General features: G+C 67.8%; 27 protein-coding genes and 2 tRNA genes. 15 read left to right on the plus strand and 14 right to left on the minus strand.

What is annotated here, in order from left to right; all coding sequences use genetic code 11:
- The first annotated feature begins 135 nt into the window (after positions 1-135).
- Positions 136-582 (plus strand): tRNA adenosine(34) deaminase TadA, encoded by a 447-nt coding sequence (tadA, locus tag LVB77_RS11995; RefSeq protein WP_232910274.1) that lies wholly within the window; start codon positions 136-138, stop codon positions 580-582.
- A 529-nt stretch (positions 583-1,111) separates the two neighbouring features.
- Here tadA and LVB77_RS12000 read toward each other — a convergent pair.
- A complete protein-coding gene (locus LVB77_RS12000) occupies positions 1,112-1,597 on the minus strand; it encodes a DUF2721 domain-containing protein (RefSeq protein ID WP_232906342.1) in 486 nt (161 codons plus the stop codon).
- A 58-nt stretch (positions 1,598-1,655) separates the two neighbouring features.
- Entirely contained in the window at positions 1,656-2,141 is a 486-nt protein-coding gene (locus LVB77_RS12005) for a DUF2721 domain-containing protein (protein ID WP_232906343.1), read from the minus strand.
- A gap of 78 nt (positions 2,142-2,219) precedes the next feature.
- On the opposite strand from LVB77_RS12005, the gene orn reads away from it, so the two are divergent.
- The gene (gene orn / locus LVB77_RS12010) at positions 2,220-2,786 is read left to right on the plus strand and encodes an oligoribonuclease (protein WP_232906344.1); all 567 of its coding nucleotides are present in this window, start codon (positions 2,220-2,222) and stop codon (positions 2,784-2,786) included.
- A gap of 229 nt (positions 2,787-3,015) precedes the next feature.
- On the opposite strand, the gene LVB77_RS12015 is transcribed toward orn, so the two are convergent.
- Together LVB77_RS12015 and ppsA are read right to left on the minus strand one after the other, a co-directional pair.
- Entirely contained in the window at positions 3,016-3,957 is a 942-nt protein-coding gene (locus LVB77_RS12015) for a mechanosensitive ion channel domain-containing protein (protein WP_232906345.1), read from the minus strand.
- 4 nt (positions 3,958-3,961) lie between these two features.
- Positions 3,962-6,337 carry a phosphoenolpyruvate synthase gene (gene ppsA, locus LVB77_RS12020; RefSeq protein WP_232906346.1) on the minus strand — a complete coding sequence of 792 codons (2,376 nt, stop codon included), beginning with the start codon at positions 6,335-6,337 and terminating at the stop codon, positions 3,962-3,964.
- A gap of 134 nt (positions 6,338-6,471) precedes the next feature.
- Here ppsA and LVB77_RS12025 point away from each other — a divergent pair, with 134 nt between their 5' ends.
- The 4 genes from LVB77_RS12025 (at position 6,472) to LVB77_RS12040 (ending at position 8,227) form a co-directional block, all read left to right on the plus strand.
- Positions 6,472-7,293, plus strand: coding sequence for a pyruvate, water dikinase regulatory protein (locus tag LVB77_RS12025; protein WP_232906347.1), 822 nt, complete (start codon positions 6,472-6,474; stop codon positions 7,291-7,293).
- A 147-nt stretch (positions 7,294-7,440) separates the two neighbouring features.
- Positions 7,441-7,974, plus strand: a complete 534-nt coding sequence (locus tag LVB77_RS12030) for a DUF1249 domain-containing protein (protein ID WP_232906348.1) — start codon at positions 7,441-7,443, stop codon at positions 7,972-7,974.
- A 45-nt stretch (positions 7,975-8,019) separates the two neighbouring features.
- A tRNA-Ala gene (locus LVB77_RS12035) sits at positions 8,020-8,095 on the plus strand.
- 56 nt (positions 8,096-8,151) lie between these two features.
- Positions 8,152-8,227 (plus strand) — tRNA-Glu (locus LVB77_RS12040).
- Positions 8,228-8,351: 124 nt separating this feature from the next.
- On the opposite strand, the gene LVB77_RS12045 is transcribed toward LVB77_RS12040, so the two are convergent.
- Positions 8,352-8,678, minus strand: a complete 327-nt coding sequence (locus LVB77_RS12045) for a hypothetical protein (RefSeq protein ID WP_232906349.1) — start codon at positions 8,676-8,678, stop codon at positions 8,352-8,354.
- 125 nt (positions 8,679-8,803) lie between these two features.
- Positions 8,804-9,118, minus strand: a complete 315-nt coding sequence (locus LVB77_RS12050) for a hypothetical protein (RefSeq protein ID WP_232906350.1) — start codon at positions 9,116-9,118, stop codon at positions 8,804-8,806.
- Positions 9,119-9,346: 228 nt separating this feature from the next.
- Between LVB77_RS12050 and LVB77_RS12055 the strand changes: the two genes are divergently transcribed.
- The 9 genes from LVB77_RS12055 (at position 9,347) to LVB77_RS12095 (ending at position 16,055) form a co-directional block, all read left to right on the plus strand.
- Positions 9,347-10,021, plus strand: coding sequence for a DoxX family protein (locus LVB77_RS12055; RefSeq protein WP_232906351.1), 675 nt, complete (start codon positions 9,347-9,349; stop codon positions 10,019-10,021).
- A gap of 92 nt (positions 10,022-10,113) precedes the next feature.
- Positions 10,114-10,569, plus strand: coding sequence for an EF-hand domain-containing protein (locus LVB77_RS12060; protein ID WP_232906352.1), 456 nt, complete (start codon positions 10,114-10,116; stop codon positions 10,567-10,569).
- A 58-nt stretch (positions 10,570-10,627) separates the two neighbouring features.
- Entirely contained in the window at positions 10,628-11,497 is an 870-nt protein-coding gene (locus tag LVB77_RS12065; RefSeq protein WP_232906353.1) for a DUF692 domain-containing protein, read from the plus strand.
- Complete coding sequence (locus LVB77_RS12070) at positions 11,490-12,254, plus strand: putative DNA-binding domain-containing protein (protein WP_232906354.1); 765 nt, start codon at positions 11,490-11,492, stop codon at positions 12,252-12,254. The genes LVB77_RS12065 and LVB77_RS12070 overlap by 8 nt, the downstream gene beginning before the upstream one ends.
- Positions 12,244-12,906: a ferric reductase-like transmembrane domain-containing protein gene (locus LVB77_RS12075; RefSeq protein WP_232906355.1), complete on the plus strand. Its 663-nt coding sequence runs from the start codon at positions 12,244-12,246 to the stop codon at positions 12,904-12,906. The genes LVB77_RS12070 and LVB77_RS12075 overlap by 11 nt, the downstream gene beginning before the upstream one ends.
- Positions 12,907-12,908: 2 nt before the next feature.
- Complete coding sequence (locus LVB77_RS12080; RefSeq protein ID WP_232906356.1) at positions 12,909-13,331, plus strand: organic hydroperoxide resistance protein; 423 nt, start codon at positions 12,909-12,911, stop codon at positions 13,329-13,331.
- Between the two features lie 28 nt (positions 13,332-13,359).
- Positions 13,360-13,887: a thioredoxin family protein gene (locus LVB77_RS12085; protein ID WP_232906357.1), complete on the plus strand. Its 528-nt coding sequence runs from the start codon at positions 13,360-13,362 to the stop codon at positions 13,885-13,887.
- Positions 13,888-13,983: 96 nt separating this feature from the next.
- On the plus strand, positions 13,984-14,724 hold the full coding sequence (locus LVB77_RS12090) for a response regulator transcription factor (RefSeq protein WP_232906358.1): 741 nt from the start codon (positions 13,984-13,986) through the stop codon (positions 14,722-14,724).
- Positions 14,721-16,055: a HAMP domain-containing sensor histidine kinase gene (locus tag LVB77_RS12095; RefSeq protein WP_232906359.1), complete on the plus strand. Its 1,335-nt coding sequence runs from the start codon at positions 14,721-14,723 to the stop codon at positions 16,053-16,055. Before LVB77_RS12090 ends, LVB77_RS12095 begins: the two co-directional genes overlap by 4 nt.
- Positions 16,056-16,078: 23 nt before the next feature.
- On the opposite strand, the gene LVB77_RS12100 is transcribed toward LVB77_RS12095, so the two are convergent.
- From LVB77_RS12100 to LVB77_RS12135, 8 genes are all read right to left on the minus strand, one after another.
- Positions 16,079-16,504: a hypothetical protein gene (locus tag LVB77_RS12100; protein WP_232906360.1), complete on the minus strand. Its 426-nt coding sequence runs from the start codon at positions 16,502-16,504 to the stop codon at positions 16,079-16,081.
- 96 nt (positions 16,505-16,600) lie between these two features.
- Positions 16,601-18,853 (minus strand): heavy metal translocating P-type ATPase, encoded by a 2,253-nt coding sequence (locus LVB77_RS12105; RefSeq protein WP_232910276.1) that lies wholly within the window; start codon positions 18,851-18,853, stop codon positions 16,601-16,603.
- A gap of 125 nt (positions 18,854-18,978) precedes the next feature.
- Positions 18,979-19,377 carry a heavy metal-responsive transcriptional regulator gene (locus tag LVB77_RS12110; RefSeq protein ID WP_232906361.1) on the minus strand — a complete coding sequence of 133 codons (399 nt, stop codon included), beginning with the start codon at positions 19,375-19,377 and terminating at the stop codon, positions 18,979-18,981.
- A gap of 114 nt (positions 19,378-19,491) precedes the next feature.
- Positions 19,492-20,049: a DUF411 domain-containing protein gene (locus LVB77_RS12115; RefSeq protein ID WP_232906362.1), complete on the minus strand. Its 558-nt coding sequence runs from the start codon at positions 20,047-20,049 to the stop codon at positions 19,492-19,494.
- 55 nt (positions 20,050-20,104) lie between these two features.
- Positions 20,105-20,932, minus strand: a complete 828-nt coding sequence (locus tag LVB77_RS12120) for a cytochrome c (RefSeq protein WP_232906363.1) — start codon at positions 20,930-20,932, stop codon at positions 20,105-20,107.
- 58 nt (positions 20,933-20,990) lie between these two features.
- Positions 20,991-21,887: a copper resistance protein B gene (locus tag LVB77_RS12125; protein WP_343226237.1), complete on the minus strand. Its 897-nt coding sequence runs from the start codon at positions 21,885-21,887 to the stop codon at positions 20,991-20,993.
- Positions 21,888-22,102: 215 nt separating this feature from the next.
- A complete protein-coding gene (locus tag LVB77_RS12130) occupies positions 22,103-23,911 on the minus strand; it encodes a copper resistance system multicopper oxidase (protein ID WP_232906365.1) in 1,809 nt (602 codons plus the stop codon).
- A 118-nt stretch (positions 23,912-24,029) separates the two neighbouring features.
- Positions 24,030-24,416: a CopL family metal-binding regulatory protein gene (locus LVB77_RS12135; RefSeq protein WP_232906366.1), complete on the minus strand. Its 387-nt coding sequence runs from the start codon at positions 24,414-24,416 to the stop codon at positions 24,030-24,032.
- Positions 24,417-24,523: the final 107 nt, after the last annotated feature.

A 24,523-nucleotide genomic window follows, 5' to 3' on the forward strand; every position in this document is an offset into this window, starting at 1 on the left:
CGGGGCGTGCGTCTACTCTCCGTCCGTGATCCAGGCCGCAGCGACGATGCGCCGCGGCCAGGGCTCGGGGATAATCGCCATCCACGACTACGGAACCGCGGTGTGAGCGAGCAGGACGACATCGACCAACGCTGGATGCGCCATGCCCTGGCGCTGGCCGAGCGTGCCGAACGCGAGCACGACGAGATTCCGGTCGGCGCGGTGCTGGTCTCGGCGACGGGCGAGGTGCTGGGCGAGGGCGGCAACCGTAACATCGGCGAGCGCGATCCCAGCGCCCACGCCGAGATCGTGGCGATGCGCGAGGCCGGCCGCCGGCTCGACAACCACCGCCTGATCGGCACCACCCTGTATGTGACCTTGGAGCCGTGCGCGATGTGCGCGATGGCGATGGTGCACGCACGCGTCGCCCGGGTGGTGTTCGGCGCCAGCGACCCCAAGACCGGCGCCGCCGGCAGCGTGTTCGACCTGCTGACCGACCCGCGCCACAACCACCGCGTGGCGGTGCAGGGCGGTGTGCTCGGCGAGGAAGCCGGCGCGCGTCTCACGGCCTATTTCCGACGCAAGCGCGGCAAGACTGACTGATCGGAACGCTTCGGCTTTGGCCTTATGTGGGAGCGACGCGAGTCGCGATGAGTTCCGGGCGCCCGGGAAATCGCGGCTTACGCCGCTCCCACAGAAAGCGACTAACGAGAATGACCGCGGAGTGCAGAGCTCCCAACCCAAAGCGGCGGCTTTGGCCTTCTGTGGAAGCGACGCGAGTCGCGATGAATTCCGGGCGTTCGGGAAATCGCGGCTTACGCCGCTCCCACAGAAAGCGACGGACGAGCATGACCGCGGAGTGCAGCGCTGCTACCCCAAAGCGGCGGCTTTGGCCTTCTGTGGGAGCGACGTGAGTCGCGATGGGGTTCCGGGCGCTCGGGGAAATCGCGGCTTACGCCGCTCCCACAGAAAGCGACGGACGAGCATGACCGCGGAGTGCAGCGCTGCTACCCCAAAGCGGCGGCTTTGGCCTTCTGTGGGAGCGACGTGAGTCGCGATGGGGTTCCGGGGCGCTCGGGGAAATCGCGGCTTACGCCGCTCCCACAGAGAGCCCGAAGCCAGGCGCCGCCGCTCACTCCACCGGCAGCTTGCGCCCGTCGCGGTCGAACTCGCGCTTGAGCTCGGCGTCCAGCATGGTCACGCTCATGCGCGCCTCGCGTCCTAGATTGATCGATGCCGCCAGCACCAGCAGCACGCCCAGCATGGCCAGACCGGTCGGCACGCCGCGCAGGCGGTAATCGGTGAACTGGTCGATGCCGATCGACAGGCTGGTGGCCACGAACGCGCTCATCGCCGCGTACAACAGCTGCAGGCAGGTCAGGATCAAGCGCACCCGGCGCCGGTGCTGGATGATGCGCGCCTCCAGATAGGCGCGGGCATCGTCGTTCGTGGTGTCTTCGAGCTGCTTGAGCTGCTGACGCATGCGGTCGACCACACGCGCCAGGCGGTTGTTGGACGACACCAGCAGCGACGCGGTCGCGGTCAGGAAGAACGCCGGCGTGATCATCGCCGAGACCACGGCGTAGTGGCCGGCGGCCAGGTTCAGCACATCGCTCATGGGCGCGGTTCCAGCGACAGGGACGTGCTGCCTATGATGCCTACGGACGCGGCCGGCGTCAGTCGCCGCTGCGCGGACGGCGCAGATTGGCGCGACGGTGGCCGTGGTCCATTTCCTCGTTCACGGCCTCCACCGCCAGCGAGGATTCCAACGCCAGCAGCACGCTGGCGGCGAACATCGCCAGCACGCCGCACACCGCCAGGATGGTGGGCAGCGAGGCCAGGCGATAGCCCAGATAGGCGTCGCCGGCGACGGTCAGGCTGGTGCCGACGAAGAAGCTGATCGCGGTGTACAGCAGCTGGCTGCCGCGCAGGATGATCTTGCTGCGGCGCTTCTGGCGCGCGATGTGGGCTTCCAGCATGCGCCGCTCTTCCTCGTCCTCGGTCTCGGCCAGCTCCTTGAGCAGCACGCGCGCACGGTCGATCACCCGCGCCAGGCGGTTGTTGGCCGACAGCAGCAGCGAGGCGGTCGCGGTCAGGAAGAACGCGGGCGCCAGCATCGCGGTCAGGATCGCGTAATGGGCGTAGGCGGCGGTCTGCGACATCGTCCGGAGGAGCGGCGGGGGGAGGTGGGCTATCATGCCCCGAACGGACGCATCACGGCGAGGACACCACGGGGGCCCATGACAGCGAAAAACGGCAACGACCACCGACTGATCTGGATCGACCTGGAAATGACTGGGCTCGACACCGATCATGACGCCATCCTGGAGATCGCGACCGTGGTCACCGATGCCCAGTTGCAGGTGCTGGCCGAAGGGCCGGAGCTGGCGATCCGCCAGCCGCTGGAACGGCTGCAGGCCATGGACGAGTGGAACCGCAACCAGCACGGCAAGTCCGGCCTGTGGCAGCGCTCGCTGGAGCAGGGCGTGAACCTGGACGAGGCCGAGGAACGCACGCTGGCCTTTCTTGCGCAGTGGGTGGCGCCGAACGCCTCGCCGATGTGCGGCAATTCGATCTGCCAGGACCGGCGCTTCCTGCACCGCCAGATGCCTCGCCTGGAGAAGTACTTCCACTACCGCAACCTCGACGTCAGCACCGTCAAGGAACTCGCGCGCCGCTGGGCGCCCGACGTGCTGGCCGGCGTCGGCAAGGACGCCAAGCACACCGCCCTGAGCGACGTGCACGACTCCATCGCCGAGCTGCGCCACTACCGCGGCGCGATGGGCAAGCTGGGCGGTTTGGGCTGAGCCGATTCCCGGTTTCGGGGTAGGAGCGGCGTAAGCCGCGACCACGCACTCACGGACACCTGCGCAGGTCGCGGCTCACGCCGCTCCTACCCCAGAGCAGCACGTACGCGTCGCCATGGACGGATCAGCCCGCTTCCTGTGGGAGCGACGTGAGTCGCGATCGAATCTCCGGCCGGTTGCATGGGGCGCGGCTCACGCCGCTCCTACCCCAAAGCAGGGCACCGCGAACTCAGGCTTTCGGCTTGACCGGCCGCACCACGTCGCCGTCGTCGGCGACCGAATTCACCAGCACATCCGACAACGGACGGCCGTCGGCGTCGTGGTGATACACATGCAGATCGCGCTGCGGATACGGAATGCTCAAACCGCCGCCGATGATGTCGTTGCGCACCGCTTCGTTGAGATCGCTGCGCGTGCGCAGCACGTCGGCGGTCTTGGCCCACACGCGCAACTCCAGGTTGACGCTGCTCTCGGCCAGCGCCACCACCAGCACCTCCGGCGCGGGCTCCTTCAACACCTTGGCATGCGCCGCGGCCACGCCCAGCAGCGTCTCGCGCGCCTTCTGCAGATCGTCGTCGTAGCCCACGCCCACCGCGATGTCGATGCGGCGGCGCGGGTTGGCGGTGAAATTGACGATGGGCGCGGTGGTGATGAGGCTGTTGGGCAGCACCACGGTGCGGTTGTCGACCGTGCGCAGACGGGTCTGGAACACGCGGATCTGATCGACCGTGCCCTCGATCCCAGCCGCCTGCACGTAATCGCCGACCCGGAACGGGCGCTGCATGATCAGCATCACGCCCGAGGCGATATTGGACAGCGAATCCTTCAGCGCCAGGCCGATCGCCAAGCCCGCCGCGCCCAGCACCGCCAGCACCGAGGCCGGCGACACGCCCAGCGTGAACAGCGCCGAGGTCGTGACCACGACCACCATGCCGGCGTAGGCGATGTTGCGCAGGAAGCCGCGCAGGGTGGCTTCCATATGACCGCGCGCCATGGCGCGGTCGAGTGCGTTGGACAGGCGTTTGGCCAGCCAGATCCCGATCAGCAGGACCGCCAGCGCGCCGGCCAGCTTGAGGCCAGCGGCCTGCAGCATGCCCAGCCAGTCGATGCCCTTCAGCTCCGCCAGCGAGGTGGGAACGTCGACCTGCACCGGCGGGACTTTCGCCGTCACCGGCTCAGCTCGCCTTGGCCTTGGCCATGCGCAGCCAGGTGTCGACCACGGTGTCGGGGTTCAGCGACACCGACTCGATGCCCTGGTCCATCAGCCAGATCGCCAGATCCGGGTGATCGCTGGGGCCCTGGCCGCAGATGCCGACGTACTTGCCCTTCGCGCGCGCCGCCGAAATCGCCATCGCCAGCAGCTTCTTCACCGCCGGATCGCGTTCGTCGAACAACTGAGCGACGATCGCCGAGTCGCGGTCCAGGCCCAGGCTGAGCTGGGTCAGGTCGTTGGAACCGATTGAGAAGCCGTCGAAGATCTCCAGGAATTCGTCGGCCAGCAGCGCGTTGGACGGCACCTCGCACATCATGATGATCTTGAGACCGTTCTGGCCCTGCTTGAGCCCGTTCTTCTCCAGCACCTCGACCACGCGGCGACCCTCATCGAGCGTGCGCACGAACGGGATCATGACCCAGCAATTGGTCAGGCCCATCTGCTCGCGCACCTTGAGCACAGCCTGGCATTCCAGGGCGAAAGCATCGGTGAAGGACGGATCGACATAACGGCTGGCGCCGCGGAAGCCGATCATCGGATTCTCTTCGTGCGGCTCGTAGCGCGAGCCGCCGATCAGGTTGGCGTATTCGTTGGACTTGAAGTCCGACAGGCGCACGATCACCGGGTGCGGCGCGAACGAAGCGGTGATGGTGGCGATGCCCTCGGCCAGGCGATCGACGTAGAACTGCACCGGATCGTCGCCGTAACCGGCGATCTTCTCGTCGATCTTCTTCTTGGTCGCCGCATCCTGCTGCGTGTACTCCAGCAGCGCCTTGGGATGGATGCCGATGTGGCTGGCGATGATCATCTCCAGGCGCGCCAGACCGACGCCGGCGTTGGGCAGCATGGCGAAGTCGAAGGCGCGCTCCGGGTTGGCGACGTTCATCATCACCTTCAGCGGCGCCGGCGGCATCTTCTCCAGGTCGGCGACGTGGCGCTCGAAGGGCAGGGCGCCGTCGTAGATGTAGCCGGTGTCGCCCTCGGCGCAGCTGACGGTGATGGTCTCGCCGTCCTTGATCGTCTCCAGCGCATTGCCGGTGCCGACCACGGCGGGCACGCCCAGTTCGCGGGCGATGATGGCCGCGTGGCAGGTGCGGCCGCCGCGGTTGGTCACGATCGCGGCCGAACGCTTCATCACCGGCTCCCAGTCGGGATCGGTCATGTCGGCCACCAGCACGTCGCCGGGCTGCACGCGGGCCATGTCGTCCAGGCTGCGCACCACGCGCGCCACGCCGCTGCCGATCTTCTGGCCGATGGCGCGGCCCTCGGCGACCACCGGGCCGCGCGAGGTCAGCTGGTAGCGCTCGATCTGGGTCGCCTTGGCGCGCGACTTCACCGTTTCCGGGCGCGCCTGCACGATGAACAGCTTGCCGCTGACGCCGTCCTTGGCCCACTCGATGTCCATCGGGCGGCCGTAATGCTTTTCGATGATCAGCGCCTGCTTGGCCAGCTCGTGCACGTCGGCATCGTCGATCGAGAACCGGTTGCGCAGCTCGGCCGGGGTGTCCTCGATGCGCACGCGCTCGCCGGGCTGGTCGGAATAGACCATGCGCAGCTGCTTGGCGCCGATCGAGCGGCGCAGGATCGCCGGCTTGCCCTGGCTCAGGGTGGGCTTGTAGACGTAGAACTCGTCCGGATTGACCGCGCCCTGGACCACCATCTCGCCCAGGCCGTAGCTGGAGGTGATGAAGACCACGTCGCGGAAACCGGATTCGGTGTCCAGGGTGAACAGCACGCCGGAGGAACCGACGTTGGAGCGCACCATCAGCTGCACGCCGGCGGACAGGAACACGTCCTCGTGCTTGAAGCCGTGGTGTACGCGGTAGGCGATGGCGCGGTCGTTGTAGAGGCTGGCGAAGACCTCCTTGACCTTGCGCACCACGTCGTCCTCGCCGGTCACGTTCAGGAAGGTTTCCTGCTGGCCGGCAAAGGAGGCGTCGGGCAGGTCTTCGGCGGTAGCCGAGGAGCGCACCGCCACCGCGACATCGCTGCCGCCGTTGTCGGCGCACAGCTGGCGGTAGGCGGCGCGGATGTCCTGGTCCAGGGCCGGCTGCAGCGGCGCGTCGATGACCCAGCCGCGGATCTGTCCGCCAGCCGCGGTCAGGGCCGGCACGTCCTCCACGTCCAGCGTCGCCAGACGGTCGAAAATGCGCTGGTGCAGGTCGTTATGGGCGATGAAGTCCTTGAAGGCCTCGGCCGTGGTGGCGTAACCGCCCGGCACCGAGACCCCGAGGTTGGCGAGGTTGCCGATCATCTCGCCTAGCGAGGAGTTCTTGCCGCCTACGCGGGCCAGATCGTTGAGGCGCAGCGCGTGCAGCCAGAGGATGTTCTCGTTCAAGGCACACTGTCTCCAAGGGGGGCGGGACGCGTCCGGTCGCGGCCAAGCGGATATGATCGCCGCTGCGTCGGGTGCATACAAGCTTGATCCGACGGGCTTTTTCGTATTGGAACGCGGTTTTGGAGGGGTAAGCGATGGCAGGCACGCGGCCGGTTTTCTACGTTTCGGACGGTACCGGCATCACCGCCGAGACCATAGGCCACAGCCTGCTGACCCAGTTCACCGAAACCCGGTTCGTGACCGACCGCATCCCGTTCGTGGACAGCGTCGAGCGCGCCCGCGAGGTCGGAGCCAAGATCCGCGAGGCCGCCCAGGCCCACGGCGTGCGCCCGATCGTGATCAATTCCTGCATGGACGGCGACGTGGGCGCGGCCCTGGCCGAGAGCGGGGCGCTGATGCTGGACGTGTTCGCGCCGTTCATCGAGCCGCTGGAGCGCGAACTGGAAGAGAGCCGTCAGCGCCGCATCGGCCAGGCCCACGGCATCGCCGATTTCGATACCTACCACCGCCGCATCAACGCGATGAACTTCGCCCTGACCCACGACGACGGCCAGAACATCGATTACGCCGAGGCCGACCTGATCCTGGTAGCGGTTTCACGCGCGGGCAAAACCCCCACTTGCGTTTACCTGGCGTTGCACTACGGCGTACGCGCGGCCAACTATCCGCTGACCGAGGAAGACCTGGAACACGACCGCCTGCCGCCGCGCCTGCGCCCGTACCGCAACAAGCTGTTCGGCCTGACCATCGACCCGGTGCGTCTGCAGCAGATCCGTCAGGAGCGCCGGCCCAACTCGCGCTACGCCCAGTTCGACACCTGCAAACGCGAGGTCGCCGCGGCCGAGACCATGTTCCGCGCCGAGCGCATTCCCACGCTGAGCACCACGCATACCTCGATCGAGGAGATCTCGAGCAAGGTGCTGACGACGTTGGGGATCCACCGCGAGATGTTCTGAGGGCCGCCTTGTGCGGCCCCGGCGCACGTCGGCGCGAAAGCGGTTTCGATGTGCGGCCTATGATACGGCCCGAACCCTTAACTTAGGCCTCTGCGGCAGGTCCGTCAACGCTGCCGCAAAGCGTTTCGCGCGTGTAGCATCGCCTGCATGACATCGCTCGCAGCCCGCTCCGCGCGCATCCCGCGACTGACCCGTTTCGGTTGGTTGATGGGGCTGTACGCGGAGAACCACCGCCGCCTCACGCGCCTGTTCGCGCCCGCCGATCTGGCCGCCGGCACCTACCTGTCCTCGATCGGGGACGGCCTGGACCTGCAGCTGGACGTGATCGAGCAGCACCGCTACACCACCGAGCTGCGCATGACCTATGCGCTGCTGGACCCGCTCACCGGCGAACCCGATCCCTCCGCCTGGCTGCGCCTGTACAACGACGCCCACCAGCTGGAAGCGACCAATTGCTACGTCGGCCGCCGCTGGCAGGACGTGATCGGCCTGTACCCGCCGCCGGCGGAGCTGATCGGCCACCGCATGCGCATGAACACTTTTTTAGGAAAGTGGCTCGAGTATCTAGCCGAACGTGGTCATGGCATGGCAACATTGCGCCCGGTCGAGATTCGACCGCCGGGAACACCCCTCAACGCAGTGCCTGGCGGGGCGGCAAAAAATTTAGCGATGAACGCTTGACGACATCGCTGAACGCCAGCTAGAATTTTCGTCTTTCCAGCACGTGGGGCCATAGCTCAGCTGGGAGAGCGCTACAATGGCATTGTAGAGGTCGCCGGTTCGATCCCGGCTGGCTCCACCACTCTTCGAACACAGTGAAAGGGTTTCGACGAGTTAGCTGCAAGAACAATCAGTTTTGTCCCCATCGTCTAGAGGCCTAGGACATTACCCTTTCACGGTAGCGACCGGGGTTCGAATCCCCGTGGGGACGCCAGCAAGAACGCAAAAGCCCCGACTCGTCGGGGCTTTTGCTTTTGGGGCGCCGCAGAATCGAATCCGCGAGAACAATGGCGCTCGGTTCTGAGCGAATCTGCGCCGCGATCGGCGCAGTCTCGCGATTAGAGCGCGCACGAACTCACGGTCGCGGCCAGCGTGAACGACACGCGCTCAAGATCGTCCAGGCCTTCGAAATCGAACACGTAAACCCCTTTCACGATGAGGGTGAGGCTGCCGTCGCGCGCTGCGCTGAAGTTCAGCGAGGTGACATCGACCGGATGATGCGCGCTTTCCAGATAGACCGACCCGTCGATGTAGCCGTCATCGGGATTGACCGGAAAATAGAACGATTTCCCGGCCAGATCGCGCAGCAGGTTCGAGGGCAGGGCGATGCCGTCCAGGCGGATCGCGGTGTCGACGATCTCGTGCCCGCGCAGGAACGGGCGCATCAGGATCGTGATCGATACGTCGCCCGGCGTTCCGGACAGGATCGCGTGACGGGACTTTAGATCCTTGGGCGAGAAAGTGGCCATGGCCGTCCGATATCTGTGCTGCGCCGGATTCGATAAGCGGATCAGGTTGCGACGAACTCCACCGACGTGGCGGTCACCGCGATCAGCCCACCGACGAGATGGAGGCAAGCCGCGCCGGAGCGCTCCGCCTGCCTCCATTGGATCACGTTGCCGGCCGACGCGTGATCCGCCAGCCGTTCCAGGTCGGCGACTTGATTGAACTGGCTGACGCCTGAAAAGCGCAGGCTGCCCAGAGTTCGTGAGGATGCCCGTTCGCTCGCGTAGTAGGCCAGCCGGATCTCGACCGTGCGCGCGCCAGCGTCGAGCGTTACGCCCAACAAATTGGCGTCGTGCAGTTCGAGTTGCGAAAGATCCATCGGCGTCGCTCTCCTGGATGCCTGGCCGCGCCTGCGATTCTGCACGAATGCGCGGTACTGGATCGATGTCGCCGGCACGCCTTCGCCGCAGCGGTGGCCCCTGGTTTGTATCGAACTGTATCCACGGCCGGGAACGCGACGGTTGCATACAAAACCGCCCGTCGCCGGACACCTCCCGGATACCGCCCGCGTTCGAAATAGCGCCACCGAATCGCCGAGGCCTTCCCCATGAACCGCTCGCTTGCCGCCGCTGTGCAACTGCCCCTGATGTCCCGCGTCGACGCCGTCGGCCAATCGCTGGCGCCGTTGGGCCTGCGCGTCCTGCTGGCCTGGGAGTTCTTCGAGGCCGGCCGCGAAAAGCTGCTGGGCCAGAACTGGTTCGCCGAGTTGGGCGACAAGTTTCCGCAGCCGTTCGCACTGCTCGGCCCCAACCTCAACTGGACGATGGCGACCTGGGTGGAGCTGCTCGGCGCGATCGCGCTGCTGCTGGGCCTGGGCACGCGCTACGTCGCCGCCGCGCTGTGGGTGCTGACGGTGGTGGCGATCTACACCGTGCATTGGCCCGAACAGTGGTCGAGCCTGGGCGAGCTTTGGCAGGGCTACGCGATCAGCAACGACGGCTACGGCAACTACAAGCTGCCATTGCTGTACCTGGCGATGCTGCTGCCGCTGGCGCTCAACGGCGCAGGGCGCCTCAGCCTGGACCGCTACATCGCAACCCGTCGCTCCGGCGTAAGCGCCACTGCGGCCGGCAAGACCGCCTGGGGCGTGGTGCTGATCGCGATCGGCCTGCCGACCTCGCTGCTGCTGCCCTGGGTCGGCGGCGCGCTGGCCATCGCCGGCATGGGATTGCTGCTCAAGCCGCGCTCCGATGCCGCCTTGACTGGCACGGCTACCGCCTAAGCGATCGCCCGATTCCCCTCCCTTTCCAAATTCGCGCCGCATCCGCGACGCATCCCCCGCGGCGTGGCCGCACCGAACCTGGAGTAACCGCAATGTCTTCCAACCACACCCGCAACACCGTCGCCGGCGCGCTCGGCATCGCCCTGACCGGCCTGGTTCTGAGCGGCTCGGCCTTCGCCATGCAGCCGCTGGCGCAGGGCTACATGCTCGCCACCGGCCATGCCGCCGCCGAGGGCAAGTGCGGCGAAGGCAAGTGCGGCGCCGGTGCCGGCAAGACCGCTGCCGGCAAGAAGACCGCCGAAGGCAAGTGCGGCGAAGGCCAATGCGGCGATGCGCGCTTCGCCGCGACCGACACCGACGACGACGGCCGCGTTTCGCGTGCCGAGTTCCTGAAGGTGGTGCCCAAGGGCGAGGCCGCGTTCAAGAGCAAGGACAGCGACCGCAACGGCTACATCTCCGAGCACGAGGCGTACTACAGCGTGAAGGCCGCCTTCAAGGCCAACGGCAAGGACGTTCCGCGCGGCCTGTTCTCCGGCATCGACGAATAAACCGCCGCCCTGACGCGTCCCCACGGATCCCGTGGGGACGCTACTCGAGAGTTCCGTCATGTCCAAGCTCAGCCCCACCGACGCTCGCTCCACTTCCGCTGGCCTGGGCCTGCGCCGCGGCCTGCTGCCGGAGCTGCTGAATCTGTCTGCCGACGCCGTGGACTTCCTGGAAGTCGCGCCCGACAACTGGATCGGCGTGGGCGGCCGCTTCGGCGAGTCGCTGTCGCAGCTGTCGGCGCGTTTTCCGATCAGCGCCCACGGCTTGTCGCTGTCGCTGGGCGGTACGCAACCGCTGGACACCGAGCTGCTACGCCGCACCCGCGAGTTCAACGACCGCCATCAGGTCATGCTGTACAGCGAACACCTGAGCTACACCAACGACGACGGGCAGCTGTACGACCTCATGCCCATCCCGTTCACCGACGAGGCCATCGGCCACGTCGCCTCGCGCATCCGCCAGGTGCAGGACGCGCTGGGCCGGCGCATCGCGGTGGAGAACGTGTCCTATTACGCCGCGCCGTATCAGGCGCTGGCCGAGATCGATTTCATCAATGCCGTCCTGGCCGAGGCCGATACCGACCTGCTGTTGGACGTCAACAACCTGTACGTGAACTCGATCAACCACGGCTACGACGCCGAGGCCTTCCTGGCGCGTCTGCCGGGCGAGCGTATCGCCTCGTACCACATCGCCGGCCACTACGACGAAGACATCGACCTGAAGGTGGACACGCACGGCGCGCCGGTGAAATCCGACGTGTGGTCGTTGCTGGCCAGCGCCTATCGCCGCTTCGGGGTGCGTCCGACGTTGCTGGAGCGCGACTTCAATTTTCCGCCGATGGCCGAACTGCTGTCGGAAACCGATCGCATCCGCTCGATGCAGCACGCCTACGCCGATCGCGCACGCTTGCTGGAGCAGGCCCATGTCTGAGCGCCTGCGCGAACAGCAGTACACCCTGGCGCGGCACCTGCGCGATCCCGTCGCCCACGCGCCGCCGCCGGGCCTGGAACCGCGCCGCCTGCGCGTGTACCGCGAGCTGTTCTTCAACAACATCCGCGGTCTGCTGGGCAACGGCTTCCCGGTGATCGCCCAGACCCTGGGCGAGGCGCGCTGGACCGAGCTGGTGCACGGCTTCTACGCCGAACACCGGGCGCAGACGCCGTTGTTCGCGCGTATCGCGGCGGAGTTCGTCGCCTATGTGGAAGCCCGTGGCGGCGACGGTCTGCCGCCGTGGCTGCCCGAACTGGCGCATTACGAATGGGTGGAGCAGGCCTTGTACGTCAGCGATGCCCAGCCGCCCGCGCACGATCCGCAAGGCGACCTGCTGAACGGCATACCCGTGCTGTCGCCACTGGCGCTGCCGCTGGCCTATCGCTGGCCGGTCGCGGAGATCGGTCCGGATCGCATGCCCGACACCGCGCCGGCCGAGCCGACGCTGCTGCTGGTGCATCGCGGCATCGATCACCAGGTGCGCTTCGCCCGCATCGCGCCGCTGGTGTACCGACTGCTGGTGGGCATGCAGAGCGCGTCGCAGACGGGACGGCAACATCTGGCCGCGCTCGCCGCCGAAACCGGGGACGAGCCTGCGCAGTTCATCCAGTTCGGCTTGCCGCTACTGCAACAACTGCATGCACAGGGCGTGGTCCTGGGCACCCACATACCAACGGAGCAAAACCATGCCGTCTAAGACCGCAAGCCTCACCGGATGGAAGCTGTTCGCGCTGCTGGCGGCCCTGGTGCTGGCGATGTCGGCGCTGATCCTGGCGCTGAACGCCGACCCGGCCGAGGCGATGCGCTCGGTGATCCGCGCCACCGCGCGCAGTTCGTTCGTACTGTTCCTGGCGGCGTTCGTGGCCTCGTCGCTGGCGACCCTGGTGCCGAACGGATTCACCCGCGGCCTGGTGCGCGAGCGCCGCTACATAGGCCTGTCGTTCGCGTTCTCGCACCTGGTGCACCTGGGCGCGATCTTCAGTTACGGCGCGCTCAACCCACAATTCTGGCCCAGCCGCGGCGGACTCACCAATCTGCCGGGCACGATCGGCTACGTGGTCATCGCGCTGCTGACGGTCACCTCCTTCCATGCGGTCTCCAAGCGTCTGTCGGCGACGGCATGGAAGCGACTGCACACGGCCGGCATGTGGACGATCGCCTTGATCTTCGGCCTCTCGTTCTACAAGCGCATTCCCACCATGAGCACGCTGTACGCGATTCCGTTCGCCATCCTGTGCGCCGCCGTCGCGGTGCGCTGGGTCGGCAAGTGGGCGCAGGCCAGCAAACGCACGCAAGCGCAACGCCGCAACGTCCCGCAACACACCTTTCCCCCAGCATTGGAGTCATGATCATGAGCAGCACCCTCGAAACCGTCGTTTACACCGCCCACACCCATGTCACCGGCGGCCGCGTCGGCCGCGGCCAGTCCAGCGATGGCGCCGTCGATGTCCAGCTGAGTTCGCCCGGTTCCGGCCGTCCGGGCACCAATCCGGAGCAACTGTTCGGCATCGGCTACTCGGCCTGCTTCATCGGCGCGCTGCAGTTCGCCGCGGCGGCGCGCAAAATCAAGTTGCCCGAAGACGCCTCCGTCGACGCCGAGGTGGCCCTGGGCAAGACCGCCGCCGGCGCCTATCAGTTGGCGGTGACTCTGCACGTGAACCTGCCGGGCTTGGACGCGGGTCTCAAGCGTGAACTGGTCGATGCCGCGCACCAGACCTGCCCGTACTCGCGCATGACGCGCGGCAACGTCGACGTGGCGCTGGCGATCGCCTGACCCGCGCCGCCGCCCAGGAGCGATCACCATGTGGAAAACGATCATCGCCGCGCTGTGCCTGTGCCTGGCCGGCGCGGCCTGTTCGCCCGGCGCGAACGCCACCCAGGCGCAAGCGCAAACGGTGTCGGCACCGGAGTTCGTCGGCATCGACCGTTGGTTCAACAGCGCGCCGCTGACCATGGCCGGTTTGAAGGGGCAGGTGGTGCTGGTGGAGTTCTGGACCTATTCCTGCATCAACTGCATCCATGTGCTGCCGCACGTGAAGCAGTGGCATCAACGCTATCGCGACCAGGGTCTGGTGGTGGTGGGCGTGCACACGCCGGAGTACGACGAGGAGCATGGCGCGGCCGGCGTGCAGGCGGCGATGAAACGCTACGGTATCGAGTACCCGGTGGCGCAGGACAACGGCTACGCGACCTGGAACGCCTACGGCAACCGCTTCTGGCCGGCCTTGTACCTGATCGACCGCGAGGGCAGGGTGGTCTACCGGCACTACGGCGAGGGCGCGTACGAGGCCACCGAGGCGCGTATCCGGCAACTGCTGGCGGCGCGCTGACGGCGGTGCGCTGCCCGCCGCGGGCTGCCTAAGTCCTGGCGTCCAACGGCATAATCGCGGGTGGCGCCCGCCACCAGCCCTCTCTCGGGAATCGTAATGGAACCCCTCGATCACATCCTGGTCGTCGACGACGATCGCGAGATCCGGCAGATGGTGGCGGACTACCTGCAAAAGAACGGCCTGCGCGCCACCGCCGTGGCCGACGGCCGCGAAATGCGCGCGGTGCTGGATACGAACGCCGTGGATCTGATCGTGCTGGACCTGATGATGCCGGGCGAAGACGGCCTGACTCTGGCGCGCAACCTGCGCGCGGGCAAGCACCGCGCCATCCCGATCGTGATGCTGACCGCCCGCGACGACCAGACCGACCGCATCGTCGGCCTGGAAATGGGCGCCGACGACTACGTCACCAAACCCTTCGCCGCGCGCGAGCTGCTGGCGCGGATCAAGGCGGTGATCCGACGCACGCGCATGCTGCCGCCGAATCTGCAGGTGACCGAAGCCAGTCAGTTCCTTGCGTTCGGACGCTGGCGCCTGGACACCACGGCACGCCACCTGCTCGACCCCGACGGCACGGCGGTGGCCTTGAGCGGCGCCGAGTTCCGGCTGTTGCGCGTGTTCCTCGACCACGCCAACCGCGTGCTCAGCCGCGATCAGTTGTTGAGCCTGACCCAGGGCCGCGATGCCGAGCCGTTCGACCGCTCCATCGACCTGCTGGTCAGCCGTCTGCGCCAGCGCCTGCAGGACGATGCCCGCGAGCAGAGCTACATCAAGACCGTGCGCAGCGAAGGCTACGTGTTCAGCGCCACGGTGACGGTGGTGGGCGAGGGCGCATGAACGTGGCGCGCCCCTCGCGCTGGCTGCCGCGCACCATCGCCTCGCGCCTGTATTTGATCCTGGTCAGCGGCCTGCTGATCGCGCACGGGCTGTCGTTCGGCCTGCTGTTTTACGAACGCTACGAGGCAGCCAGGTCGATGCTGGCCGCCAACCTCGAACAGGACGTGGTGGTCGCGGTCAAACTATTGGATCGCCTGCCGGCGCAGGAGCGCGCGGATTGGCTGCCTATGCTGCGCCGTCGCACCTTCCACTATCAGCTTGGCCCTGGGCAGAGCGGTGGCCCCTTGGCCAGCGATACCGCGCGGGACATGAGCCGTCGCATCGGCGTCGCGCTGGGCGTGCGTTATCCCATCCAGGCCAACGCCGTATCGGCGCAGCCCGAGCGCTTCCAGGTCCACTTGCGACTCAGCGACGGCGCGCCCATGTTCATCGAGGTACAGCCCTCGGTGATGCCGCTGGCGAAGTGGCTGCCTTACGTACTGCTCGCGCAGTTAGGCCTGCTGCTGCTGTGCACCTGGATCGCGGTTCGGCTGGCGACGCGTCCGCTGGAACGGCTGGCCGCCGCCGCCGAAACCCTGAGCCCCGGCGGCGAAGGCGAGCGCCTGCAAGAAGGCGGTCCCACCGAAGTGGCCAAGGCGGTGTCGGCATTCAACGCCATGCAGGATCGCATCGCCGATTACACCAAGGAACGATTGCAGATCCTCGCGGCGATTTCGCACGACCTGCAAACGCCGATCACGCGCATGCAGCTGCGCGTCGAATCCATGGACGAATCCGTCGCGCGCGACAAAAGCCTCGAAGACTTGCGGCAGATGCAGCACCTGGTGCGCGAAGGCATCGCCTATGCGCGCAGCGCCCACGGCGCCTCGGAACCGGCATTGCGCATCGACCTCAACGCCTTCCTCGACAGCCTGGTCTACGACTACCGCGACACCGGCCAGGACGTCGCCCTGAGCGGGCGCGTGGACGCGCCGGTAAGCACACGACCGCATGCGCTGCGACGCGTCGTGGCGAACCTGATCGACAACGCGCTCAAATACACCGGCGCCGCCGAACTCGATGTCGCGCAGGACGCGAACGGCGAAGTGCGCATCAGCGTGCGCGACCGCGGCCCGGGCATCCCGGAAGCCGAACTGGACAAAGTGTTGCAACCGTTCTATCGCCTGGAGGCATCGCGCAATCGCGATACGGGCGGCACCGGCCTGGGGTTGGCCATCGCGCAGCAGTTGGCCGCTTCGATCGGTGCCAGCCTGACGTTACGCAATCGCGAGGGCGGCGGTCTCGAAGCCACCGTGCGCATTCGCAATGAGAGCCGCGACACGGTGAACTGAGATGCGCTCGCCGGAGGCGAGGCTCAATGCACCGCTTCGTTACCGCCGCTGGGCGCGTCCAGCGAGGTGCGCTGGCCGTCGGCCAGTTCCTTCTCGAACTCGGCCTCGAACTGCTCGAAGCTCAGGCCGCGGTCGGCGGCCTCCTGGGCGGCGGCGGCGCTGAGCGCGGGCGAGAACTTCAGCTGCACGCTTTCGCCCTCGCGCTCGTGCAGGGCGGCGGCGCGCTTGAGCATGATCAGCACCTTGGCGGCGCTGTCGGAGCCGCCGACGATGCGGCCGCCCAGGCCCAGCGTCCATTCGCCGTCGCGGCGCACGATGCCGCCCAGGAGCTGGCCGTTGCGGTCGCGCATTTCCGCGTGCGGCTCGATCGCGGCCGGGGCCGGCGCTCGCACGGCCTTGGCGGCCTTGCGCTTCTTGGCGTCGCGGCGGGCTTTGGAATGGATCGACATGGGGCTTCCTCTGGCCGCGACCGGATCGTCTGCCGGAATCATAGCCCGGGCCGGCGCTACCGCGCCCCGGTACGGGCGCGGGGCGCGGTATGCGGTTCAGTCGATCCTGGCGGCGTTCAAGCGCAGCGCGTTGGCCACCACCGACACCGAGCTCAGGCTCATCGCCAGCGCCGCGATCATCGGGCTCAGCAGGCTGCCGGTGAGCGGGTACAACAGGCCCGCCGCGATCGGGACGCCCAGGGCGTTGTAGAGGAAGGCGAAGGCCAGGTTCTGCTTCATGTTGGCGACCGCGGCCGACGAGATCGCACGCGCACGCACGATCCCATTCAGATCGCCCTTGACCAGGGTCACCTGGGCGCTGGCCATGGCCACGTCGGTGCCGGTGCCCATGGCGATGCCGACGTCGGCGCCGGCCAGCGCCGGTGCGTCGTTGATGCCGTCTCCGGCCATCGCCACGCGCCGTCCCTGGGCGCGCAGCGTCTCGACCAGCGCGGCCTTGTCCTGCGGGCGCATTTCGCCGTGCACGCCGTCCAAGCCCAGCCTGCGGCCGACCGCGTGCGCCGTGGTCGCGGCATCGCCGCTGGCCATCACCACCTTCAGGCCGGCAGCCTGCAGGGCGCGGATCGCGTCGGCTGTGGTCGGCTTGATCGGATCGGCGACCGCCAGCACGCCCGCCGCGCGGCCGTCGACGGCCAGGAACATCGCGCTGGCGCCGTCGCCACGCAGCGTTTCGGCGCGCGCGGCGAGGGCGCCGAGGTCAACGCCGTCCTCGGCCATCAAGGCGGCGTTGCCCAGCGCGAGGCGGCGGTCGCCGACGCGTCCGCGCACGCCCAGGCCTGTCGCCGAATCGAAGTCCTGCGCGGCCTCCAAACCCAGTCCGCGTTCGCGCGCCGCCGTTACCAGCGCCGCGGCCAGCGGGTGTTCGCTGCCCTGGTCCAGACTGGCGGCCAGGCGCAGTACCTCGTCGGGCGCATAGCCCTCGACCGCGATCGCTTCGCGGAACGCGGGGCGGCCTTCGGTCAGGGTGCCGGTCTTGTCCACGATCAGGGTGTCGATCTCGCGCAGGCGCTCGATCGCCTCCGCATCGCGGAACAGCACGCCGGCCTCCGCCGCGCGGCCGCTGGCGACCATGATCGACATCGGCGTGGCCAGGCCCAGCGCACAAGGGCAGGCGATGATCAGCACCGCCACCGCGTTGAGCACGCCGTACGTCCACGACGGTTCCGGGCCGAACAGGCCCCAACCCAACAGCGTCGCCGCGGCGATGCCGAGCACGCCCAGCACGAACCAGAACGCGACCTTGTCGGCCATGCGCTGCATCGGCGCGCGCGAGCGCTGCGCCTGCGCCACCAACTGCACGATCTGCGACAGCACGGTGTCGGCGCCCACGCGCGAGGCGCGCATCACCAGGCTGCCGGTGCCGTTGAGGGTGGCGCCGATCAGTGCGTCGCCGGCTTGCTTGGCGACCGGGATAGGCTCGCCGGTCAGCATCGACTCGTCGACGCTGGAGCGGCCGTCCAGCACCTCGCCGTCCACCGGCACCTTCTCGCCCGGACGCACGCGCAAGCGATCGCCGACCTGCACCTGCGTCAGCGGCACGTCTTCTTCGCTGCCGTCGTCGCCGAGGCGGCGCGCATGTTCCGGCGCCAGGCCGAGCAGGCGCTTGATCGCCGCCGAGGTCTTGGAACGCGCGCGCAACTCCAGCAGTTGGCCGAGCAGGGTCAGCGACACGATCACCGCGGCGGCCTCGAAGTAGACGCCGACGCGGCCGTGCTCGCGGAACGACGCCGGGAACAGATCCGGCGCGATCGTCGCCACCGCGCTGTAGCCGAACGCCGCGGCCACGCCGATGCCGATCAGGGTCCACATGTTGGGGCTGCGGTTGCGGATCGAGGCCAGGCAGCGCTCGAAGAACGGCCAGCCGGCCCACAGCACCACCGGCGCGCTCAGCGCGAATTCCAGCCAGGTGCGCGTCGCCGTCGACAGCGCCGGCCAGTTGTGGCCGAACATCGCCAGCACCAGCGTCGCCAGACTCAACGGCAGCGTCCAGGCGAAACGGCGGCCGAAATCGCGCAGTTCCGGATTCTCCTGCTCGTCCAGGCTGGGCATGTCCGGCTCCAGCGCCATGCCGCAGATCGGGCAGGTGCCGGGACCGATCTGGCGCACTTCCGGATGCATAGGACAGGTGTAGACGGTGCCCGCGGGTACCGCCACCGGTTCGGCGGGAGCCGGCGCCAGATACTTGCGCGGATCGGCGATGAACTTGCTGCGGCAGCCGGCCGAACAGAAGGCGTGATCGTGGCCTTCGTGCAAGGCGTGGTGCGGCGTCTGCGTCGGGTCCACACGCATGCCGCAGACCGGATCGATCACGGTGACGGCGTCGTTCTTCGCGGCGGTCTTGTTCGCGCAGCAAGCATGCGCAGGCGCGGCAGGCTTCGGCGCCGCGTGGGCATGGCCGTGATGATCGTGAGCGCTCATGCGTCCTCCTGCGCCAGCGCGGCGAGGATGGGGCAGCGTTCCAGTGCGCCGTGTCCGGGGCAGGCTTCGATCAGGGCACTGAGCCCGTCGCGGATGCGGCCGAGTTCGGCCAGCTTGCGCTCGACGTCGGCGAGTTTCTCGCTCGCGGTCGCTTTGAGTCCGGCCATGTCGTCGCCACGGCTGGCCGACAAGGCCAGCAGGTCGCGGATCTCGACCAGGGTGAAGCCCAGCGCTTTAGCGCGGCGCAGGAAGCGCAGGCGTTCGACATCGCGTTCGTCGTAGGCGCGGTAGCCCGAGGCCTGGCGCTCGGGCGCGGGCAGGATGCCGTTGCGTTCGTAGTAGCGCACGGTGTCGATGGGAACGCCGGCGCGTTTGGCCAGTTGACCGATCTGCATGGCGGCTGAGCCTGTGGAAGTGGAGAGTGGCGCCAGTCTCCGGGCTGGACCATGGTCCAGAGTCAAGCCTTTGCGGACGGCGGCGAAGACAGTCGCCGCCGTCCGCGTCCGGGCTCAGTGGCGGGCGTAGACCGAAACGCCGCCGTCCGCGGTCACCAGCTCCACGGCGTAGGCCTGGGTGCGGCCGTCGGGCATTTCCATGCCCGGCGATCCGGCCGGCATGCCGGGCACGGTCAGACCGCGCGCCTGCGGCCGTTCCTTCAGCATGCGCTGAATATCGCCAACGGGAACGTGGCCCTCGACGAAGTAACCGCCCACCTCGGCCGTGTGGCAGGAGCCCTTGCCGTAGGGCACGCCAAGGCGCTGCTTGATGGCCGACAGATCTTCGCGGTCGCGCACTTCGACCTCGAATCCAGCCGCGCGCACATGCTCCACCCACAGGCTGCAGCAACCGCAGGTCGGGCTCTTGTGGACCACCATCTTCGGCAACTTGGCCTTCGCCTTCGCCGTCGCATGCGCGGTATGCGCGGTATGCGCATCGTGCGGGTGTGCTGCGACGGCGGTGGCGGCAGCAGGCTTGCCGGTCGAAGGCGCAGCCGTGGTCGCCGCGGTTGCGGCAACCGTGGCGGCGGGCGCGGCTGCACCGCTGCAGGCGCTGATCAGCAATGCCACGCCCAATGCGATGGCGCACCTGCTCACGACCGATTCGATCGGCGCTGTGCGACGGTCAATGCGAGTGTTCATGCGCGTCATGCTCCTGCGTGGATTTGGGTGGAGAAGTCGGCGTGGCCTTGGGCGTGGTCGGCGCCGCGGGTTTCACCGTCGCAGCCGGCGCGGTGGCTGCAGGTTTTGCGGCTTCTGCGGACCCGTGCGCCGCATGCGCTTTGCCATCTGCATGACGATGCGCAGCGGGCATCGCAGCTTGCGCGCCCGCGGCGTTCGCCGGCTTCTGGGGGCGTTCATCGCCGACGCCGGCCGCATGCGCCGCTTGCCCATGGTCGCCACCGTCCCCATGGCCGTGCGGCGTTGCGTCGTGGTGATCGTCCGCGCCTTCGGCCATGGTTTCGCCGCCACCGTGCGAATGTCCGCCGCTTTCGGCGACCAGGGCGCGGTAGCGTGCTTCGTCCAGCGACGGCAACGCTTGCAGCAGGGCGGTCATGTTCCAGATGTACTCGTCGTCCATGCTGCCGCCCCAGGCCGGCATGCCCGAGGCCTTGATGCCGTGCTTGATGGTCCAGAACGCATGCCGCGGATCGATGGCGGCCTTGCTCAGCTCCGGTGGCGCGGGATAGAGCCCGCGGCTGAGTTCGGTGCTGTCCATGCCCGGGGCGAGATGGCAACCGGCGCACATGGCGTCGTAGTTGCCCGCGCCCTGGCGGATGCGCTCAGGGCTGGACAGGTCCGACGGCACCTGCAGCTCTTGCGCGCGCACGGCGACCGAACGTTTGCGCGCGGTTTCCAGCACCGCGTAGACAGGCCGCGTATGCGGCGCGTCGGCGCTGACGTCGTACGCGCCTGACCAGATCAAACCGCCCGCGGCCGCAGCCGCGCCCAATGCGACGCAGGCGATCGCCAGCGCCGTCTTACGGATCGTGATCGTCATGGTCGCGCCCTCAGAACCAGAACCGCACGCCGACGACGACGCGGGTGTCCTGGGCGGGCTCGCCTTCCTCGCGCCGCAGCTCGGCGGTATTGCCGAACGCGCGCTCGTGCACGACGCCCACGTAGGGCGCGAAATGGCGATTGAACTCGTAGCGCAGGCGCAGGCCGGCCTCGAGCGTGCTCAAGCCGGAGCCGACACCGCGTTCCCGGTCCTGGCTGCCGTTGAACTCGACCTCCACCAGCGGTTGCAGGATCAGGCGATTGGTCAGCAGCACGTCGTACTCGGCCTCGACATTGGCCGCGACATGTCCGGAGGCGCCGAGGTAGGCGGTGGCCTGCACTTCGAACTTGTACGGCGACAACCCCTGTAAGCCCACCGCCAGCCAGTCCTGCGAGCGCCCGGGCTTGAAGTCGTGCTTCACGCCGACCACCGCGTCCCACCAGGGCGAAATGCTGCGGCCGTACAGCGCCTCCAGATTGGCCGAGCCGGTGACGCCGTCCTCGCGTTCGCCTTCGCTGCGCAACCACAGGCGGTTGAGATCGCTGCCGAACCAGGCCGTCGCTTCCCAGGCTTCGCTGCGACCGTGCTCGGCATCGCCCGCTTCGAGGCGGTCGAACAGCACATAACTGTTGAGCTCGCGCGCGTGCTCCATGTGGTGCTGCAAGTCGGGGAACGCCGCGGCGCGATCGGCATCGGTGACCGGCGGGATCGGCTCGCGCGGCGCCTGCGGAGCAGCGGAAGCGGGCGAGTGGCCCATCGCGGCATGGTCCATTTTCGAGTGATCCATGCCGCCGGACTGGCTCTCGGCCTCGGCCGGAGCGGCATGCTCCATTTTGGAATGGTCCATCGCCGAATGGTCGGTTTTCTCGGCCGGCTTCTCGACCTGGCCCGGCACGACGTGTCCCATCTTCGAATGGTCCATGCCGCCGTGTTGGCCGCTCGATTTCGGCGGCGCTCGATGGCCCATCGCCGCGTGGTCCGTCGCGCCTGCGGTGGACGCGGGCTTAGGTTCGGTTTGCGCGGGCGCGCCATGGGTACCGTGGTGTTGAGCTGTCGCGGTACCGGCGAACGCCAAAGTCAATGCGGCGCTCAACACGGCGCGACGCGGAGTAATGAAGGCGCTCATTCTTCCACCCTCACTTCGCGCATCATGCCCGCTTCCATGTGATAGAGCAGGTGGCAGTGGTAGGCCCAGCGGCCCAGCGCATCGGCGCGCACCCGATAGCTGCGACGGGTGCCCGGCGGCATGTCGATGGTGTGCTTGCGGACCTGGAACTCGCCGCGCTCATCCTCCAGATCGCTCCACAGGCCGTGCAGATGGATGGGGTGGGTCATCATGGTGTCGTTGACCAGGGTGATGCGCATGCGCTCGCCGTAGTTCAGGCGCAAGGGCTCGGCGTCCATGAACTTCTTGCCGTCGAACGACCATGCGAACTTTTCCATGTGGCCGGTCAGGTGCAGCTCGATCGTGCGGCTGGGGTCGCGGCCGTCGGGATCCTCGAACAAACTCTTGAGGTCGGCATAGCGCAGCACGCGCCGGCCGTTGTCGCGCAAGCCGATGCCGGGGTCGTCCAGGCGCGGCGTGCTGCTCATGGACTGCATGTCGATCAGCGGATTGCCGGCCTCGCTGGCGGGGTGACCCGCGCCATCGTGCTCCATGCCCGCCATGTCGTGGCCGGAATGATCCATGCCGGCCATGCCCATGCTCGCGCCGCAGCTGCCTTCCGGCATCGCCTTGGGCTTGGACGCGCCGTGACCGCCATGGCTCATGCCGCCATGGCCCATGTCGTCCATGGTCAGGATCACGCGCGGATCGTTGGCCGGTATCGGTGCCGACAAACCCTCGCGCACCGCCAGGGTGCCGCGGGCGTAGCCGGTGCGGCCCATGTCCTGGGCGAACACGGTGTACGCGTCCTGGCCCGAGGGTTCGACGATCACGTCGAAGGTTTCGGCCACGGCGATGCGGAACTCGTCGACGCTGACCGGATGGATGTACTGCCCGTCGGCCGCGACCACGGTCATCTTCAGGCCGGGAATGCGCACGTCGAAGTAGCTCATCGCCGAGGCATTGATGAAACGCAGCAGCACCTTTTCGCCGGAGCGGAACAGCCCTGTCCAGTTGCCCGCGGGCGCCGCGCCGTTGAGCAGGTAGGTGTAGGTATGCGCGTTGATGTCCGACAGATCGGTCGGGGTCATGCGCATGCGTCCCCATTCGCCGCGGTCGCGCAGGGTCGCCGCCAAACCGTTCTCGCGCGCATCGCGAGCGAAGTCGCCGACCGTGCGCTTGTAGGTGTTGTCGTAGTCCGACATCTTCTTCATGCGCCGGAACAGCGCCGCCGGATCCAGGTCGGTCCAGTCCGACAGCAGCATCACGTGTTCGCGGTCGTAGTGGAACGGCGGCGGCTGCAGCGGATCGACCACGATCGCGCCGTACAACCCGGTCTGTTCCTGAAACATGGAATGGCTGTGGTACCAGTAGCTGCCCGACTGGCGCAGCTGGAAGCGGTAGACGAAGGTTTCGCCCGGCGGAATGCCATCGAAACTCAGCCCGGGCACGCCGTCCATGTTGGCCGGCAGCAGGATGCCGTGCCAATGGATGGAGCTGGTATCACGCAGGCGGTTGGCGACCCGCAGGGTGACGGTATCGCCTTCGCGCCAGCGCAGGATCGGCCCCGGCAAGGAACCGTTGACGGTGACGGCCGGGCGCACGCGACCGGTGAAATTCACCGGTGCGACATCCAGGGCCAGGTCGAAATCCACACCGCGCAACTCGCGCGCCGCGCTGGCCAACGCCGGCGCCGCGAACGCGGGCGAGCGCCACAGGCCCATGCCAGCGGCCAAGCCGCCCACGGCCAGACCGGTGACGAAACGCCGGCGCGAGGGCTCGGCCAATGCATCCGGCCGCCGGCCGGAAAAGTCGTTAGACATCATCGAACTCCACAAAGATCGTTAGCGCCGCACGGAATGCGACGGCGACACGAAGCCGGCGCGACCGCAAGCGACGCGCACGACCCGCTGTAGCGCGCCGCGATTGCGGCCCGCAGTTCGCTTAAACGATGGGAGGTCGAATGGGGTAGGGCAGGGCCGGCGCGTCGTGACCGATCGGCATCGGCCGCGCGATCGGGCCATGACCTGCGTGCGCGCCGCCGAAGGCGAACGCGATGGCGGTCGCCGGTACCGGCTGCAGGCAGGCGCAATCGCAGGTCTGCGACTTGCAGCAATCCGGCTCAGGCGCGGCGTCGGGGCCGTGGTCGCCGTGCATCGACATCGCGGCGTGATCCATGCCGCTCATGTCCATGCCGGCCATCGCCATGCCTTCATGGCAGGGCGCGGACGTCGCGGCCGCAACTTCGAATGCGGCCGTCATGTGCGCCAGCTGCATTTGCGTGGACGCGACCGCCACAGCCGACCCGTTAAGGATCAGACCCAGGCACAACAGCAGTCGCAGCAGGACAGACGTCACCCTTGTACTTTAACGCCGGCCGGCTGAATTGTCGTCAGAAACCCGTGAAAATAGCCTGCCGCAGCCTGAACCATGGTCCA

Source organism: Lysobacter sp. 5GHs7-4 (genome assembly GCF_021284765.1).
Classification (GTDB): domain Bacteria; phylum Pseudomonadota; class Gammaproteobacteria; order Xanthomonadales; family Xanthomonadaceae; genus Lysobacter.